This window comes from Streptomyces sp. NPDC079020, assembly GCF_044542225.1.
In the GTDB taxonomy this organism is placed as follows: Bacteria; Actinomycetota; Actinomycetes; order Streptomycetales; family Streptomycetaceae; genus Streptomyces.
Genome location: NZ_JBITUB010000002.1, coordinates 635,035 through 651,308, shown reverse-complemented (window position 1 = coordinate 651,308; position 16,274 = coordinate 635,035). Strand labels below are relative to the sequence as shown.

The following is a 16,274-nucleotide window of genomic DNA, read 5'->3' as shown; positions in this document are numbered from 1 at the left end:
CGGCGCCGGGTACACCCCGCCCCGGGGTACCCCGGTCACTTAAACCGGGGCCCCCCCGGGTGGGGGGGGGGCCCCCCCGCCCCGCCGGCCCCCCCCCGGGGGGGGGGGGGGGGGCCGCGGCCGGGGCGGGTGAGGAAGAGGCGCACCTCGACGGCGGTCATGATCGGATGGCCCGCGGTATCCGGGGACACAGTGCGATGAGAGAGGCCGGGGCGGGATGGGGCGCGGTGAGCGGGAAGCGGTCGCGGAGGGCGTGCGGCTGCACGACGCCGCGCAGGCGGTGGCCGGTGACCACGGGAGGGCCGTCGAGGCGGTCCGGGCGGCGCTGAAGCCGATCCACGGCGAGGCGGTGGAGCAGGCGCTCGATGCCATCTCCGTGACCAGGCTGAAGGAGGTCACCGAGGGCAGGCTGAGGCTCGGCGACGTCGAGCAGAGCGGGCTGCGGTCGGTCCGGCAGGTGCTCGACGCGGGCCCCTACCGGTTGCGGCAGATTCCCGGCGTGGGACAGCGGACCGCCGATCAGATCGTCGCGGCGGCGGGCCGGATAGCCGATGCCGTACGCGAGACCGTCGCCGTCCACATCGATGTGGACGCGCCGGAGCCCCGCACCACCGCGCTCGTCGGGGCCCTGCACGTCCTGGTGGAGGCGGGTCCCGACGCGCGGCGCGCCGTTGACGCCGCCGCGGTTCTCTCGGCGCTGCTCGGCCCGCTGCTGGCCGAGGCCAGGACCGCCGGCGGGCGGATGCGCATGCTGCTGGCCGGGCGGGCCAAACGGGAACGGGCGCTCCGGGCGGTCGCCGAGGTCCGCGGGGCGACCGAGGAGGCGGTACGGGGCGGAGTGCCGGAACTGCTCGCCCAGGCCTCGGTCGATCTGCTGCGCGGTCCCCCTTCCGACGCGGCGGCCTGGGTCGACTTCGAGCTGCGCTCCGCCGAGTACTACAGCCTGCTCGCGGAGATCTCCGGCGGCGGCCCCGACCCCGACGCCGCCGAGGGGTTCCTGCCCGACGAGGTCGCCGAACGGGTCCGCGGCCAGCTGCTCGACGACACCCACCGCAGGGTGTCGCTGCGCGGCTACCAGGCCTTCGGGGCACGCTTCGCCCTCACCCAGCGCAGAGTGATACTCGGCGACGAGATGGGGCTCGGCAAGACCATCCAGGCCATCGCCGCCCTGTCCCACCTCGCCGCCGAGGGGCAGAGCCACTTCATGGTCGTCTGCCCGGCCGGCGTCCTGATCAACTGGACACGCGAGATCGAGGCCCGCAGCAAACTGCGCGCGACGCCCCTTCACGGCCCCGACCGGCAGGAGGCGTTCGCCGACTGGCGGAGCCGGGGCGGGGTAGGAGTGACGACCTTCGCCGCGCTGAGCGGCTTTCCCGTCCCCGCGGGCGGCGAGCTCGGGATGCTGGTCGTCGACGAGGCCCACTACGTGAAGAACCCGCAGGCGCGCCGCTCCCGGACCGTGACGGCCTGGTCCGAGCACTGCGAGCGTGTCCTCTTCATGACCGGCACCCCCATGGAGAACCGCGTCGCCGAGTTCCGCAGTCTCGTGCGGATCCTTCAGCCGCAGCTGGCCGAGGCCATCGGTGACCGCGACGGTGCGGCCGGTGCCAAGGCCTTCCGCCGGGCGGTCGCCCCGGTCTACCTGCGCCGCAACCAGCAGGACGTCCTCACCGAACTGCCCACCCTCCAGCACACGGACGAGTGGGAGGAACTGAGCGCGTCGGACGAGGCCGCCTACCGCGAGGCGGTGAGCGAGGGCAACTTCATGGCGATGCGCAGAGCGGCCTACGCACACCCCGAGAATTCGGCCAAGCTGGACCGGCTGTGCGAGATCGTCCAGGACGCCGCCGAGAACGGGCTGAAGGTGGTGGTGTTCTCCCACTTCAGGGATGTCCTGGCAGCGGTGAAGGAGGCGCTGGACGGCGCCCGTGGCCCCGGCGGCGGGCAGGTGTTCGGCCCCCTCGCGGGGAGCGTGCCGCCCGTACGCCGCCAGCAACTGGTCGACGAGTTCGCCGCCGCACCCGGGCACGCGGTGCTGGTGGCGCAGATCGAGGCGGCGGGAGTGGGGCTCAACATGCAGGCCGCGTCCGTCGTGATCATCTGCGAGCCTCAGGTCAAGCCGACCCTTGAGCATCAGGCGGTGGCGCGGGCCCACCGCATGGGGCAGTTGCGTTCGGTCCGGGTGCACCGGCTGCTCGCGACGGGCGGGGTGGACGAGCGGATGGTGCGGATGCTGAAGAACAAGTCCCGGCTGTTCGACGCGTACGCACGCCGCAGTGCCGTCGCCGAGTCGACGCCGGACGCCGTCGATGTGTCGGACACGGCGATGGCCCGCCGGATCGTCGAGGAGGAGCAGGCCCGGCTGGGAGCGGGAACGGTCCCCGCCCCGCCGGCGGGGCACCCGTAGGCGGTGGCGGGAGCCGGGAGCCGGGAGCCAGCCAGGGTCGGGGTCGGGGGTCGGGCGCCAGGAGTTCGGAGCCGGAGCCGGAGCCGGAGCCGGAGCCGGGGGCCCGGGGCCTGGGGCCTGGGGCCGGGGGCCGGGCAGTACGGGGCGGTGGCGTACCGCCGTGCCCCGCGTCGCGTCAGCCGATCAGGCCCAGCCGCTCCCCGCCCCGGTCGTGCAGCCGCCGGAAGAAGGCCAGTACACCGGCGGAGCCCCCGGCCCAGGTGGCGTTCGGGCCGGTCAGGCCGACGTCCGGGAACGTCGGGCGGGACCGCGGGCCGCCGCTGCGGCTCAGGATGATCATCGCTACGTTCTCGGCGGCGCCCCACATCTCCTCGGACCCGGACGCCTCCGCGACGTCCACCATCAGGTCGCCGACCCCCGCCAGCCCGCAGCACTGCGTGACCAGCGGCATGCGTGGTGCCAGTGCGGCGCAGGTGTGTGCGGTCCGCTGTGCGAGGCGCAGATACTCGGGTTCGCCGAGGCGGTCCGCGGCGCGCAGGAGTACGGCTCCGATCCCGGCGAGGCCGCGGCACCATGAGCCGTAGCGACGGGTCGCGTGCGGCTCGCCCGCCGCCGCGATGATGCCCGGTGTGGCGGCGGCGAGGTGCGCGCAGGCCTTCCGGGACCTGCTGATCACGGCCGGGTCGCCCGTCGCCCTGCCGTGTTCGAGGAGGAAGTACGCGACGCCCGCCTCGCCGTGCGCGAGGCCCGCGCCCAGCGCGGCACTGCCGGGTGAGCCGGTGCCCGTCGCCGTCAGCCCGGCCTCGCCGGACTCCAGCATCCGGTCGCAGGCGGCGGCTATGGCCCGGTGCCGGTCGGCCGCGTGGAAGTCGCCCGCCGCGCGGGCCTGCCGGGCGAGCAGCAGGCGGCCGAGGCCGATTCCCGCGGCCCCCTCGATCAGGTCCGCCTCCGGCGGTCCGCCGTCCGGCGTCCGGGCCGGCAGGACCGGATGATCCGGCAGGACCGGGTGATCCGGCAGGACCGGATGGTCCGGCCGCCCGTCCGGCGCCGCCGTGTCCGTACCCGCGCCCTGTGTACCCGCGCCCCGTGTGCTCGCGCCCCGTGTACCCGCGCCCCGTGTACCCGCGCCCCCTGTGCCGGCGTCCCCCGTCCCCGTCCCCGTATTCGCCTCCGCGAGGAACAGCTCCACGCCGGTGCGGCCCGCGTAGAAGCCCGGGGACATGCTCCTCGTCTGCTGACCGGTCCATCGGGCCAGTGCGTCGACGGCTTCCCGCACCCCGGGACGCCCGGTGTGGTGGAGGAGTTCCAGGCCGAGCCCCGAGCTTCCGCCGTAGACATCGATCGGCGTCGGGATGTTCAGTCGGGCGGCGTGCTCCGGGTCCACGATCCTGCGCGCCTCCTCGGCGCAGTAGGCGGTCGTGTGCTCGATGATCTCCTGGAGCAGGCCGTCGTCCAGCCGTTGCCGTCGCGGCCGCCGGGACGGTCCGGACACCTCGGGCGTCCCCGTCCGGAGCCGGTCGGCACCGGCGGTCCGCGCGGTCGCGTCGAGGTCCATCAGGCCGGTGACGGAGGACCGGATCCCCCGGTGGCCACGGCCGGGCAGCACCCAGGCCAGGGCGTCGAGGGTCCGTTCCAGGTTGACCCCGTCGTCGGCGTCGGCGATCACCGGGTCCAGGCCCGTGGCAGCGTAGAAGAGGGTCGCGCCCAGCGCGTAGTAGTCGTCGGCGGGCGCGGCCGGCCCGCTTCCGCGCTGAACGGGTGCGCTGTAGCCGGGGGTCGCCCCTCCCGGGCCGTTACCGTGCAGCTCGCTGATCCCGAAGTCGATCAGATGGCACCGGCCCGTGTCATCGAGGACCACGTTGTCCGGTTTGAGGTCACGGACGACGACGCCCCGGCCGTGGATGTCGTCCACGATGCGCAGGAGACCCGTGGCGAGAGCGGAGAGTGTGCGCGCCGGATCGGCGGGGTCCTCCCGGTAGGGGCCGTTCTCCTGGACGTCCCGGCGCAGGTCCCGGCCGCCGCAACTGCTCATCACCAGGTACTCGTCCGAGCGATGCCGGAAGTAGTCCAGCCCCCGGGGCACACCGTCGACGGAGCCGAGTGCGGCAAGGACCGTACGTTCGTTGCGCAGCCGGTCGCGTGTGTCCGCGCCGGACTCGTCCTCGGCCACGAACGCCCTCGCCTGCTTGACCACCACGGACCGCCCCGTGGACCGGTCGACCGCGCGGTAGACGTTGCCCTCGGGCTTGCGCACGATGCCCGCGGTGATCGCGTAGCGTCCGCCGCCCAGGCCGGGCGGGGACGTCTTGCCCGCGGAATCGGCTCCGGGCTCGGGGCCGGTTCCGGACGCGGACGCGGGTTCGGAACCGGACGCTGTCGCGGGTCCGGACCCGGATGCTGTCGCGGACCCGGCTCCGGATGCTGTCGCGGTCGCGAAAGGATCCTCGGCCCAGGGCGGGCAGCGGTACGAGCCGACGGCCAGCCCGTCGAAGATCCGGCCGTCCGGTCCGGTCATGACCGACTCCAGCCGTCCGCTCCGGCCGGTCCGGTACTCGCCCGTGAAGGGCCCGTACCGGTAGTAGACGGGGGAGTCCGGATCGACCCGCCGGTCGCTGACGACCTGCGGGCCCTCCCGGCCGCGCAGTACGGCGACCAGTTCCCCCGCGATCTCCACGACGGAGCCGGGCGCGGGGTAGACCGTGATCGCCTTCCCGACGATGCCCGCGTCCGGCACACCGGAGTTGATGGTGCGCAGTGTCTCCGCGTCCCGGGCGAACTTCGCGTGGCAGACATGCCGCCGCAGCACCGGCAGCACGAGAGCGGTCACGTCGTCGAGTTCGGCGGGACGCGCCGTGATGTGCAGTTTCCAGCCGTGGTCCATCGCCGGCATCCGCGGATCGTTCAGGTACGACCAGATGTCGTCGGACCAGTCGGACCATCCGCTGCGGCCGGCGATGGATTCGGTCACGCTAGGAGTTCTTCTGGCACTCGAAGCGGGTGGTGGCGGTGACCCAGGGGTCGGACAGGCAGGCCGTGTGCTCGCGGTCGCTGCGGTCGTCGTCCTCGAACACGATCGCCTCGTCGTCGACCGCCAGCGGCCCCGCGTCGCGGACTTCGTCGACCTTCTGGAGTTCCAGCATGGCTGTGGGCATGTGACGCCTCCGTGTCTTGTCGAGCATGCGCTGATGAAACGGGTTCCGGCCGGTGGGGACCGGCCGGGGTTCCCGCTGTTCCAAGGTGCTGATCACGAAGGTAGGCAGCGGAGATCCGGGTGACAAGAGGCCCGATGCCGCTGCGGATACCCGTATTCGCACCTCGACGGCACGGCCGAAAACCGCCGCCTCCCGCCGGGACGGCACGGAAGGCGGAGGCGGCGCGCATCCAGGGCGGAGGCGGCGCGCATCCGGGGTGGCGGCGGCGCGCATCCGGGGTGGCGGCGGCGCGCATCCGCGTGGAGGCGGGACGGAGGCGGCGCGTCCCCGGGGCGGCCGACGCCCGGCCGCCGGTGGTCAGTTCGCCGTGCCGACCCTCAGTTCGGCGATGCCCGCAGGTTTCTCCGCGTCCTCCGAGCGGACCGTCACCCGCACCATCCTGGCGCTGTCCCCGGCCACGTACGGCTGCCACACGCGCCCGTCCACCGAGGTCTCCAGGGTGTGCGACGCGGGGGGCACATCGCCCCACTCAGGTACGAGGGAGGTCACGCCGAGCGGCCGGCCCAGGTCCACCGTGAGCGATCCGATCGCCCCGTCCGGGGACCAGACCGTCGCCGGGCTGCCGTCCACCGCCGCCTCCGCGTACAGGCCGGGGGTCTCGGAGGTGGCTGTCACCGGGCGGCAGCGTGCCACGTCGGCCGTCGGGGTCAGGTCGGGGCGGCGTGTGGGCAGGGTGAGGGTGGTGGACAACCGGCGCGGGCCCGCCGGAGTGTGGACGGTGAACGGCGCGCCGGACGTCAGCCGCACCGTGCTCGTCCGGGCACCGATGACCACGTCGTACGTACGGCCCTGATGGCGCAGGCCCGTCAGCGTGACGCCCTCGCTCAGCTGAGGGGGCAGCATCGGGTCGAGGCGCACCCCGTCCTCGCGCAGCCGCAGCCCCGTCAGCCCGTGCGTGAAGACCTGGAGGAAGCCGCCCTTCCCGGTGATGAAGTCGTCGGCCGGGAAGCCGGAGAGGGGATCCTGCGCACCGGACTTCTCGCCGCGTGCCTCGGAGAACAAGGCGTAGGGGCCGCGGACGAACGGCCGCACGGCGCGCTGGAGATAGGTGTACGTCGCACAACCCGGCTCCCCGATGGCGGCGGCGGCGACCGCGTGCACCGAGTCCGTCATCGCGGGGCCGTCCGGGTCGGTACGGGCCGCGTAGTAGTCGAGCGTGGCGGCGGCCGCGCCCGGCTCCATCGGCCACTCCAGGGGATGGATCAGCAGCACGGTATCGGCCTGCTTGATGGTGGAGCCGTTGTAGCCCGCGTACTGGAGGAACACCTTCCGTTCCGCGTCGTACGGGATGCGGAGACCGTCCGCGACCCGCGTCCAGGCGGCCGGTGCCGGATGGCCGAGCAGCTCGGCGGCACGGGTCGCGTGACGCAGCGCGGTGGCGGCGACCGCGTTGGTGAAGACCCCGTCCGTGACCCCGTTGCTGTATTCGTCCGGGCCCGCCACGTTCCGCACCGAGTAGCTGCCGTCGCTGTTCGCGGTGGCGCGTGACCGCCAGAACTCGGCGATGCCCCGCAGCAGTGGCCAGCCGCGTTCCGCGAGCCAGCCGCGGTCGCCGGTGGCCAGGTAGTACTGCCAGACGGCGAGCGCGATATCGCCCTGGAGGTGGTTCTGGGTGAGGCAGTGCGGCGGGTCCCAGCTCTGGCACTCGGAGTCCAGCCGGCCCCTGCTCGCGCTGGTCCAGGGGTAGAACAGGCCGTCGTAGCCGAGCTTCTCCGCGTTCGCGCGGGCGGCGTCGCGGGTGCGATAGCGGTACTCGACGACCGGGCGCGCGAGCTCCGGGCGGGTGGCGAGCAGCCCGGGGTACATCCAGGTCTCGGCGTCCCAGAACACCATGCCCGCGTAGTTGTCGCTGGTCAGACCGGCCGGAGCGATGCTGTCCGAGGAGCCCGGCCGGGTGTTCGCGAGCAGCCCGTACTGTGCGGACCGCAGCCAGCCCTGGAGTGCGGGGCGGCCCCGCACGGTGACATCGGCGGCCCAGGCCCGCCGCCAGGCGGCGGCGTTCGCTTCGAGGACACCCGCCCAGCCGCGCCGGGCCGCACGGTGCGCGGCGTCGAGAGCGGACCGGCGCGGAGCGGGGGACGTGAGCGCGGTGTCGACGCCCACGTACTTCTCGAAGGTGTACGTGACGCCCTCGCGCACCGGGGTCGGCTGCGGGGCCTTCCCGGACCCGTGCCGCAGTGTCTCGACGACGCCCGAGCCGCGTCGCATCGTCTGGGCGATGGCCCCCTCGGTCCCGGTGCCCAGCGTGCGGAACGTGCCGTCCGAGGCCATCGTGATCCGGCGCGCGCCCCGCTCGTCCAGACGCCCGGTGACGGTCGCCGTACCGCTCCAGCGCGGGGTCATGCGCAGCCGTACGGCTCCGGTGTGGACGTCGGACCGGTCGGTCAGCACGTCGTAGGTCAGGTCGGTCGCCCGTCCGTCCGCGGTGGTCCAGCGCAGCGAGGTACGGACCAGCCCACAGGCCAGGAACAGGGTCTGCCGGTAGCGCGAGATCCGGCCCGCCGGGGTGCCGGTGCCGTACGTCTCCCCGCCGACGCGGACGTCCAGGGTCGTCCAGCTCGGCAGCGCCGCGATGACCTCGCGCCCCTCGGCCGTGCCCTGCTCCCTGGCGTACAGCCCGGAGACGAACGCGCCGTCGTAGCGGGGGGTGTACAGGGGCCAGCCGGTCCTCTCGCCCGAGGCGTCGTACCCGGCACCGGTTGCGGGGACGCGGTGTCCGAGATATCCGTTGCCGACATAGGGGTCGTAACCGGCGGCCTCGCCGAAGCGGGTGGAGCTCGGCGCCCAGGAGGCGTCGGCGCCGTCCGTCCGGCCGCAGACGGGCGGCGGCGCGATGCCGTTGCGCGGTGTGCCGTTCCGTGCGGTGCCGTGCGGGTCGGTCCCGTGCGGACCCGCGTGGTGCCGGGCCGTGCCGTGCGGGGCTTCGGCGGCGTACGAGAAGAGTGGCAGGGGCGCGATCAGGGCGCCCGCGGCCAAGGACGCGAGGAGAGGGATGCGCGAGAGGCTCACGTCACGAAGGTAGGGAAAGCGGCGGCGCGGGCGGGAGCACGGCGCGCGTGAACGGCGGACGGCCGCGGGGCGAAGCGGCCGGATGGAGCAGAGGAGAGCGGCATGTCGTACCCGGATCCCACATACACCGTCGGTGCGGGCGAGATCAGCGCCACGTACCGGCCCTCGGACACCGCCCCGGAGCTGCTGACACCCAGCGGCGGACGGACGCACTACCTGGCCACCACGGAGTCGACCCGCGGTGAGTTCGGGCTGTACCGGATGGACATGGCACCCCGGGCGGGCGGCCCCGCCACGCACTTCCACCGGTCGATCTCGGAGTCCTTCTTCATCCTCGACGGGACCGTACGGATCTACGACGGCGAGCGCTGGGTGGACGCGACGCGGGGCGACTTCGTTCACGTCCCGCAGGGCGGTCTGCACGCCTTCCGCAACGACGCGGACGAGCCCGCGTCGATGCTGCTGCTCTTCACACCGGGTGCGCCGCGCGAGGAGTACTTCGAGCAGGTGGCCGAGGCCGCCGAGTGGTCGCCCGAGGAGCGGGCGGAGTTCTTCCTCAAGCACGACACCCACTGGACGGACTGACCCACCGGCCGGTGCACGGACCGACCCACGTGACCGCTCACGGACCGACCCCGGCCGGCCCACGGACCGACTCCGGTCGGCTCGCGGAACGGCCGGCCGGCTCGCGGACCGACCCACCGGCCGGCTCAAGGACCCGATCACCTGCCGACTCGCGGACCGACCTTGCCGGCTCACGAACCGACCGGTCGGCCCACGGACCGACGCACCGGCCGGGCTCACGGACCGACGGTTGACGCACCGGCCGACTCACCGGCCGACTCACCGACCGGCTCACGCCCGTTCTGCCGCCAGGCCCGTCTTGAGTCCCGCTCCGCACAGCGGTACGACGACCTCGCGGTCCGTCCAGCCGCCCACCGCCGCCCAGCAGGCGACCCCGGTCGTCTCCACGAAGAAGCCGCGGGACGCCAGGTCCCGCTGGGCGGTGCGGATCCGGTCCTCCGTCACGGTGAGGAAGGTGCCGCCCGACGCGCGGACGGCCGCCAGGATCTGACGGGCGCGGGGCGGACGGGGGATGGCGATGCCCTCCGCGAGCGTGGGGGCGGCGTCCGCGTCGGCGGTGGCCGGGAGGTCCCGCGCGCCCGCGTGGAACGCGGCGGCCAGCGGGGAGACCGCCTCGGCCTGGACGGCGATCAGGGCCGGGCGCCGCTCGATCAGGCCCCGGGCGTGGAGTTCGGCGGTGGCGAGTGCCGCGCCGAGCAGCAGGGTGCCGTTGCCCACGGGCACGGCGAGCGCGTCGGGCAGCCGGCCGCCGAGGTCCTCCCACAGCTCGTACACGTAGGTCTTCGTACCGTGCAGGAAGTACGGGTTGAAGACGTGCGAGGCGTAGAAGGTGCCGGGGGCGTCGGCGGCGGCGCGGGCGGCCAGCGCGGTGGCCTCCCGGCCGCCCGGGACGACCTCAAGCCGGGCGCCGTGGGCCCGGATCTGTTCGGTCTTCTTCGGGGAGGTCCCCTCGGGGACGTACACCGTGCAGGGCAGGGCGGCCCGCGCGCAGTACGCGGCGACGGCGGTGCCCGCGTTGCCGCTGCTGTCGGCGACGACACGGTCCGGGTTCAGCCGGCGGGCGAGTTCCACGAGCATCACGGCGCCGCGGTCCTTGAAGGAGAGCGTCGGCATCAGGTAGTCGAGCTTGGCGCCGACCGTTCCCGTGAGCGGCACCAGCGGGGTGCGGCCCTCGCCGAGGGAGGTCGTGGGGGCGGAGAGGGGCAGCGCCTCCTCGTAACGCCACTGTGAATTGACGCGCCCGGAAAGGGAGTTCAGCGAGAGCCCCGGAGAGGTCTCGAAGTCGAGGTCCCAGGGGCCCCGGCAGCGGGGGCAGCACCAGGTCAGGTCGGTGATCTCGGCACGGGTCCCGTCCTGCGGGCAGCGATACATGGCCATGCCCGCCAGCATGTCAGGCGGATGGCGGATGAATGTCGAATGTATGGCACACCCCAAGGCGCCCTTGTGGGTTTGCCATGGATCGGTCAAAGTTTCGCCTGGCAGTACGGCAGGCCGGTCACGGACGGCGCGGAAAGCGTGGCGCCACGGTGTCTGATTTGTCATGACCATGACTGGAGTCGCGGCGCGGCTCCAGTGCCCCCACCAGCACACGCCCATGAGGAGGACCCCTCACATGTCAGTGACGCGTCACACCCCCCAGGCCCGTCGAAGACTCGCCGCGGCGAGCGTCATAGCCGGTGCCGCCCTGGCTCTCTCCACCGCTGCGGCCTTCCCGGCCGCCGCGTCCGAGCGTGCGGCGGAAGGCGTGATCGAGAACGCGGGCGCCCCGGGCGCGATCAGCGGCAGCTACATCGTCACCCTCGACGAGTCGGCTCCCGACGCGGGCTCCGCACGCGGCAAGGCGCTGGCCGAGGAGTACGGCGCCGAGGTCAAGAAGACCTACCGCGCGGCCCTCAACGGCTACTCGGTCAAGGCCTCGGCCGCCGAGGCGAGGAGGCTCGCCGCCGACCCGGCCGTCGCGTCCGTGGTGCAGAACCGGACCTTCACGGTCTCCGGCACCCAGCCCTCACCGCCCTCCTGGGGCCTGGACCGGATCGACCAGAAGAACCTTCCGCTGAACCAGAGTTACACCTATCCCGACAAGGCGGGCGAGGGTGTCACCGCGTACATCATCGACACCGGTGTACGGATCAGCCACAGTGACTTCGGCGGCCGCGCCTCGAACGGCTACGACGCCATCGACAACGACAACACGGCGCAGGACGGCCACGGCCACGGCACGCACGTGGCGGGCACCGTCGCCGGCTCCTCGTACGGCGTCGCCAAGAAGGCCAAGATCGTCGGCGTCCGGGTCCTCGACAACAGCGGCTCCGGAACCACCGAGCAGGTCGTCGCGGGCATCGACTGGGTGACGGCCAACGCCGTCAAGCCGGCCGTCGCCAACATGAGCCTCGGCGGCGGGGCGGACTCCGCGCTCGACACCGCCGTGCGCAACTCGATCGCGTCCGGCATCACCTACGCCGTCGCGGCGGGCAACGAGTCGACCGACGCCTCCACCAAGTCGCCGGCGCGCGTCGGCGAGGCGATCACCGTCGGCTCGACCACCAGCACCGACGCCCGTTCGAGCTTCTCCAACTACGGCAGCATCGTGGACATCTTCGCCCCGGGCTCCTCGATCACCTCGTCGTGGAACACCAGCGACTCCGCCACGAACACCATCTCCGGTACGTCGATGGCGAGCCCGCACGTGGCCGGCGCGGCAGCCCTCTACCTCGCCGACCACGCGGGCTCGACCCCGGCACAGGTCTCCGCCGGTCTGGTCGCCGCGGCGACCACCGGAGTGGTGACGAACCCGGGCACCGGCTCCCCCAACCGGCTGCTGAACGTCGGCACCGGCACCACCACGCCGCCCGGCAAGAAGTTCGAGAACACGACCGGTTACGCGATCGCCGACAACGCGACCGTCGAGGCCCCGGTGACCGTCTCCGGCATCACGGGCAACGCTCCCGCCGCGCTGAGCGTGCCGGTCAACATCACGCACACCTACTCCGGCGACCTGAAGATCGACCTGGTCGCGCCCGACGGTTCGGTCTACAACCTGAAGGCGTACGGGACCGGCGGCAGCACCGACAACGTGAACACCACCTACACGGTGAACGCCTCGTCGGAGGTGGCCAACGGCACCTGGAAGCTGCGGGTCAGCGACAACGCGGCCGCGGACACCGGACGGATCAACTCCTGGGCGCTGCAGTTCTGACGGGCGTTCCGGCGAGCGGTGGAAGCAGTGCGCGCAGGAACATGTGAGTGAGTGAGTGAGTGACGTGTGCGGGGCGGTCGCATCGGGCGACCGCCCCGCATCCGTGTTCCCGGATCCGGCTCAGCGGCGGTTGAGCCCGCGCTCGACGGCGCGGATCAGCTCACCGTTGTCCGTGTCCCCGTCCAGCGACCAGAACATCGCACCGCCGAGGCCGCGCTCGCGGACGTAGGCGGCCTTGGCGCGCAGCACCTGCGGGTCGTCGTACGTCCACAGGGTGGTGCCGTCGAACAGCCACGCGTGGCCGTTGCGCACGTCCCTGTGGAGCGTGTACGTCCCGGAGTCCGCCAGCTTCTTGAGGGCCTTGTAGTCCTCGTAGCCGTTCGCGTACGTGGCGGGCGCCGGTGCGGCGGCCGGCCGGCCGAGGCCGTCGCCGCCGCCCGTCACTCCGGTCCAGCCCTGACCGTAGAAGGGCATGCCCACGACGAGCTTGCGGGCCGGTGCGCCGCGCCTGATCCAGTCGCGCACGGTCCGGTCGACGCTGAAGTCGTTCTTCGCGTACAGCGCCGACTGCTGGGCGGTGGTCTTCTCGCCGGAGAAGTGGAAGTCGTACCCCTGAAGGTTCACGAAGTCGAAGTCCCGCATGATCCGGCGGACGTCGAAGCCCGCGTCGATCTTGGCGGGGGAGGTGGGGACGAAGGCCGAGAGGTCGTAGTGCTTCGGCACCGACTTCGGCACCGCCTTCTTCGCCGTGCTCTTCGCCGTGCTCTTCGCCGTGCTCTTCGCGTGGGCGTCGAGCTGCCTGCGGAACTCGTGCACCAGCGCGGTGAAGTTCTCGCGGTCCTCCGGCCGGAAGACCGTACCGGCGTCGCCCTCGGAGCCGGGCCACTTCCAGTCGATGTCGATGCCGTCGAAGAGTCCGGCCGCCGCCCCCTCGCCTCCGCGCGCCCCGTCCACCGGCAGATTGCCCTTGATGTACAGGTCGACGCAGGAGGCGACGAGTGCCTTGCGGGAGGCCGCGGTGCGGGCCGCGTCGGAGAAGTGGGTGGACCAGCTCCAGCCGCCCAGCGAGATCATCACCTTGAGGCCGGGGTGCTCGGCCTTGAGCTCGCGCAGCTGGTTGAAGTTGCCGGCCAGGGGCTGGGTGTCGGTGTCCGCGACGCCGTCCACCGATCCCGCCGCGTCCAGCGGACGGCCGTAGTCGGCCCAGGCGTCCGACTCGCCCGGCACGTTGCCGGTGAAGCACTTCCCGTCGGCGCTGACGTTGCCGAAGGCGTAGTTGATGTGGGTGAGCCTGGCCGCGGTGCCGCTGGTGTCCAGGTCCTTGACCTGGAAGTCCCGCCCGTGGACGCCCCACTGGGTGAAGTAGCCGACGCTCCGGTACGCGGGGCGGTGGTGTCCCTTGCCGCGGTCGTCGCCCGTGGCGGCTGTGGCCGTGGCGGTGGGGGCGATGCCTGCCAGCAAGGTGAAGGCGCAGGCGGCGACGGTCATTCTGGACAGCGTTCTTCGACGCATGAGGCTCGCTCCTGTGCGTGAACTGAAGCTGGGTGTAAGCGATGTGAGCGCGCGAAAGCCGTTTGTGCGCAGGAAGTTATTGGTCTGGACCAAAAATGGTCAAGGGTTTGGCAATTGTTGATCGGGTGGGCCGTGTGGAGGGGAGTGGACGGGGGCAGGAAAAGGCTGGGACTCCTGTGGTGCTCACGGTCGGCATATGCGCCGGTCGCGGCCAAATCATCACTTCGAGTGAAACTTTGGCCTGTGCTTGCGGTCCACAACCCACGGTTGCCAGTCTGTTGCAGACTGTCAACCTTTTGGGAGTGCCTGTGACTTTCGGTGAGCAGCCCGCCTATCTGCGCGTGGCCAGCGATCTCAGAGAGAAGATCGTCAACGGCGCGCTGCCGCCCCACACCCGCCTGCCGTCCCAGGCCCGTATCCGTCAGGAGTACGGGGTCTCGGACACCGTCGCCCTGGAGGCGCGGAAGGTCCTGATGGCCGAGGGGCTGGTGGAGGGGCGTTCCGGTTCGGGTACGTATGTGCGGGAGCGCCCGGTGCCGCGCAGGATCGCCCGCTCCGGCTACCGGCCGGGTGCCGGGGCCAGTCCGTTCCGCCAGGAGCAGACGGCGGACGGTGCGCGCGGGACCTGGGAGTCGCGCAGCGAGCAGGAGGAGGCCGGCCCGGAGATCGCCGAGCGGCTCGGGATCGAGCCGGGCGACCGCGTGATGCGTACGCACTACGTGTTCCGGGAGGCGGGCGAGCCGATGATGCTCTCCACCTCCTGGGAACCGCTCGCGGTCACCGGACGCACCCCGGTGATGCTGCCGGAGGAGGGTCCGCTGGGCGGCTGCGGGGTGGTCGACCGGATGGCGGCGATCGATGTCGTCGTGGACAACATGACCGAAGAGGTCGGCGCGCGCCCGGGGCTGGCGGAGGAGCTCCTGGCGCTCGGCGGCGTACCGGGCCATGTGGTCATGGTGATCGGGCGGACGTACTTCGCCTCGGGGCGCGCGGTCGAGACGGCCGACGTCGTGGTTCCGGCCGACCGCTATCGCGTCGCCTACCATCTGCCGGTCAGGTGACCTCCCGTCATCCGCGGTGCCCCGCGGCACCGGCGCGGGCCGGGTGTCCGGACCGCCGTGGTCCGGGCGGGCTCGCGGTGGGGCCTGGGGCGGTGCCGTGGGGCGGCGCCGGAGCGGTGTTCCCGTCGTGCGGCCGGTATCGGGGCCGCCGGTCCGCCGTCCATGACGCCGGGCCGTCGCGTCCTCGCTTCCCGCGGCTCCGGGTCCCGTCACGCAGAGGCGGCCGCCGACGGTGCTGACTTGTCATGTCCAGCTCCTCGCCTCCTGTTCGCTGCCCGCGCGCCGGACCGGTGGGGGCGCATCCGAGGGCGTGCGCCCCCTCGCGCCGGACGGGATGTGTATCTCTTTGTGTAAATTCGCCTCCGCAGCGTGAAGGTCAGGCGTAGGCTCCGGCATATGCGTACTGCGGTTTCCTGGGGATCCTTAGAGACGTGCACGCCGGTGGGGAGAGGGGCGATATGCGGGGGAGCGACACGATGAGCGACAGCGGTGCCGCGCTCGCGTGGCTGGTGATACGGCAGGACGACAACGGCAATCGCTACCGCGTCGGCAGATATGCCACGCAGGACGAGGCCCAGAAGATAGCCGAGGGCCTCGATGTCCACGGCCACAAGCAGCTGTACTGGGTCGAGCGAATGGACCGGCGCGCGCGGCCCTGAGGGCCCGGTCCGGATCCGGGCCGGGCGAGGTGCGGGCGGTGGGGGCGGCTACGCTCCGCCGTATGAACGATTCCGTGGTGGTGGTGGCCGGAGCCGTCTGTGATCAGGGACGGCTGCTGGCCGCCCGCCGCAGCGCACCGCCCGAGCTGGCCGGTCGCTGGGAGCTTCCCGGCGGCAAGGTGGAACCCGGTGAGAGCGATGAGCAGGCGCTCGTACGGGAACTCCGCGAGGAGCTGGGCGTGGAGACGGAGGTGCTGGAGCGCGTTCCCGGCGTCTGGCCGCTGAAGCCCGGATATGTGCTGCACGTATGGACCGTGCGTCTGCTGTCCGGGGTGCCCGAGCCGTTGGAGGACCACGACGAGCTGCGCTGGCTCGCGCCCGACGAGGTGGACCGGGTCGACTGGCTGGACCAGGACCGGCCCGCCGTCGCGGAAGTCGTACGCCGCATTCCCGCCCGGCCGTGACGCGCGGTATTCCCGCGTCGCGCCGCGTTCGCGCGCCGACGCCGAGAGAGTGCGGCCCGGGGTGCGTGGCGACGGCCGTCTGCCTGTGTCATGCACCCGTACGACCCATGCGTCGTGATTCAGGATAGTGCGGATGAGTTAGCGGGTATGTACAGAATGTCCCCACGTG

11 protein-coding genes are annotated in these 16,274 nt (G+C 72.6%); 6 read left to right on the top strand and 5 right to left on the bottom strand.

Annotated elements, in window-relative coordinates; translation table 11 throughout:
• Positions 1 to 217 precede the first annotated feature (217 nt).
• Entirely contained in the window at positions 218 to 2,407 is a 2,190-nt protein-coding gene (locus ACIGJO_RS06805; protein WP_399953071.1) for a DEAD/DEAH box helicase, read from the top strand.
• Positions 2,408 to 2,582: 175 nt separating this feature from the next.
• On the opposite strand, the gene lanL is transcribed toward ACIGJO_RS06805, so the two are convergent.
• The 3 genes from lanL to ACIGJO_RS06790 all read right to left on the bottom strand — a co-directional run bounded on the left by lanL (position 2,583) and on the right by ACIGJO_RS06790 (position 8,628).
• Positions 2,583 to 5,375, bottom strand: coding sequence for a class IV lanthionine synthetase LanL (lanL, locus tag ACIGJO_RS06800; RefSeq protein ID WP_399953067.1), 2,793 nt, complete (start codon positions 5,373 to 5,375; stop codon positions 2,583 to 2,585).
• Between the two features lies 1 nt (position 5,376).
• Entirely contained in the window at positions 5,377 to 5,559 is a 183-nt protein-coding gene (locus ACIGJO_RS06795; protein WP_399953063.1) for an SflA family class IV lanthipeptide, read from the bottom strand.
• A 357-nt stretch (positions 5,560 to 5,916) separates the two neighbouring features.
• A complete protein-coding gene (locus tag ACIGJO_RS06790) occupies positions 5,917 to 8,628 on the bottom strand; it encodes a discoidin domain-containing protein (protein WP_399953060.1) in 2,712 nt (903 codons plus the stop codon).
• A gap of 102 nt (positions 8,629 to 8,730) precedes the next feature.
• On the opposite strand from ACIGJO_RS06790, the gene ACIGJO_RS06785 reads away from it, so the two are divergent.
• Positions 8,731 to 9,213 carry a cupin domain-containing protein gene (locus ACIGJO_RS06785; RefSeq protein ID WP_399953057.1) on the top strand — a complete coding sequence of 161 codons (483 nt, stop codon included), beginning with the start codon at positions 8,731 to 8,733 and terminating at the stop codon, positions 9,211 to 9,213.
• 270 nt (positions 9,214 to 9,483) lie between these two features.
• On the opposite strand, the gene ACIGJO_RS06780 is transcribed toward ACIGJO_RS06785, so the two are convergent.
• Entirely contained in the window at positions 9,484 to 10,590 is a 1,107-nt protein-coding gene (locus ACIGJO_RS06780) for a pyridoxal-phosphate dependent enzyme (RefSeq protein WP_399953054.1), read from the bottom strand.
• Positions 10,591 to 10,825: 235 nt separating this feature from the next.
• Between ACIGJO_RS06780 and ACIGJO_RS06775 the strand changes: the two genes are divergently transcribed.
• On the top strand, positions 10,826 to 12,409 hold the full coding sequence (locus ACIGJO_RS06775; protein ID WP_399953051.1) for a S8 family peptidase: 1,584 nt from the start codon (positions 10,826 to 10,828) through the stop codon (positions 12,407 to 12,409).
• Positions 12,410 to 12,529: 120 nt separating this feature from the next.
• Here the strand turns inward: ACIGJO_RS06775 and ACIGJO_RS06770 are convergent, their stop codons facing one another.
• Positions 12,530 to 13,921 carry a glycoside hydrolase family 18 protein gene (locus tag ACIGJO_RS06770; RefSeq protein ID WP_399953049.1) on the bottom strand — a complete coding sequence of 464 codons (1,392 nt, stop codon included), beginning with the start codon at positions 13,919 to 13,921 and terminating at the stop codon, positions 12,530 to 12,532.
• Positions 13,922 to 14,229: 308 nt separating this feature from the next.
• Between ACIGJO_RS06770 and ACIGJO_RS06765 the strand changes: the two genes are divergently transcribed.
• The 3 genes from ACIGJO_RS06765 to ACIGJO_RS06755 all read left to right on the top strand — a co-directional run bounded on the left by ACIGJO_RS06765 (position 14,230) and on the right by ACIGJO_RS06755 (position 16,105).
• Entirely contained in the window at positions 14,230 to 14,982 is a 753-nt protein-coding gene (locus ACIGJO_RS06765) for a GntR family transcriptional regulator (RefSeq protein ID WP_399953254.1), read from the top strand.
• A gap of 458 nt (positions 14,983 to 15,440) precedes the next feature.
• Positions 15,441 to 15,641, top strand: coding sequence for an SPOR domain-containing protein (locus ACIGJO_RS06760; protein WP_399953046.1), 201 nt, complete (start codon positions 15,441 to 15,443; stop codon positions 15,639 to 15,641).
• Positions 15,642 to 15,703: 62 nt separating this feature from the next.
• Positions 15,704 to 16,105 (top strand): (deoxy)nucleoside triphosphate pyrophosphohydrolase, encoded by a 402-nt coding sequence (locus ACIGJO_RS06755; RefSeq protein ID WP_399953043.1) that lies wholly within the window; start codon positions 15,704 to 15,706, stop codon positions 16,103 to 16,105.
• Positions 16,106 to 16,274: the final 169 nt, after the last annotated feature.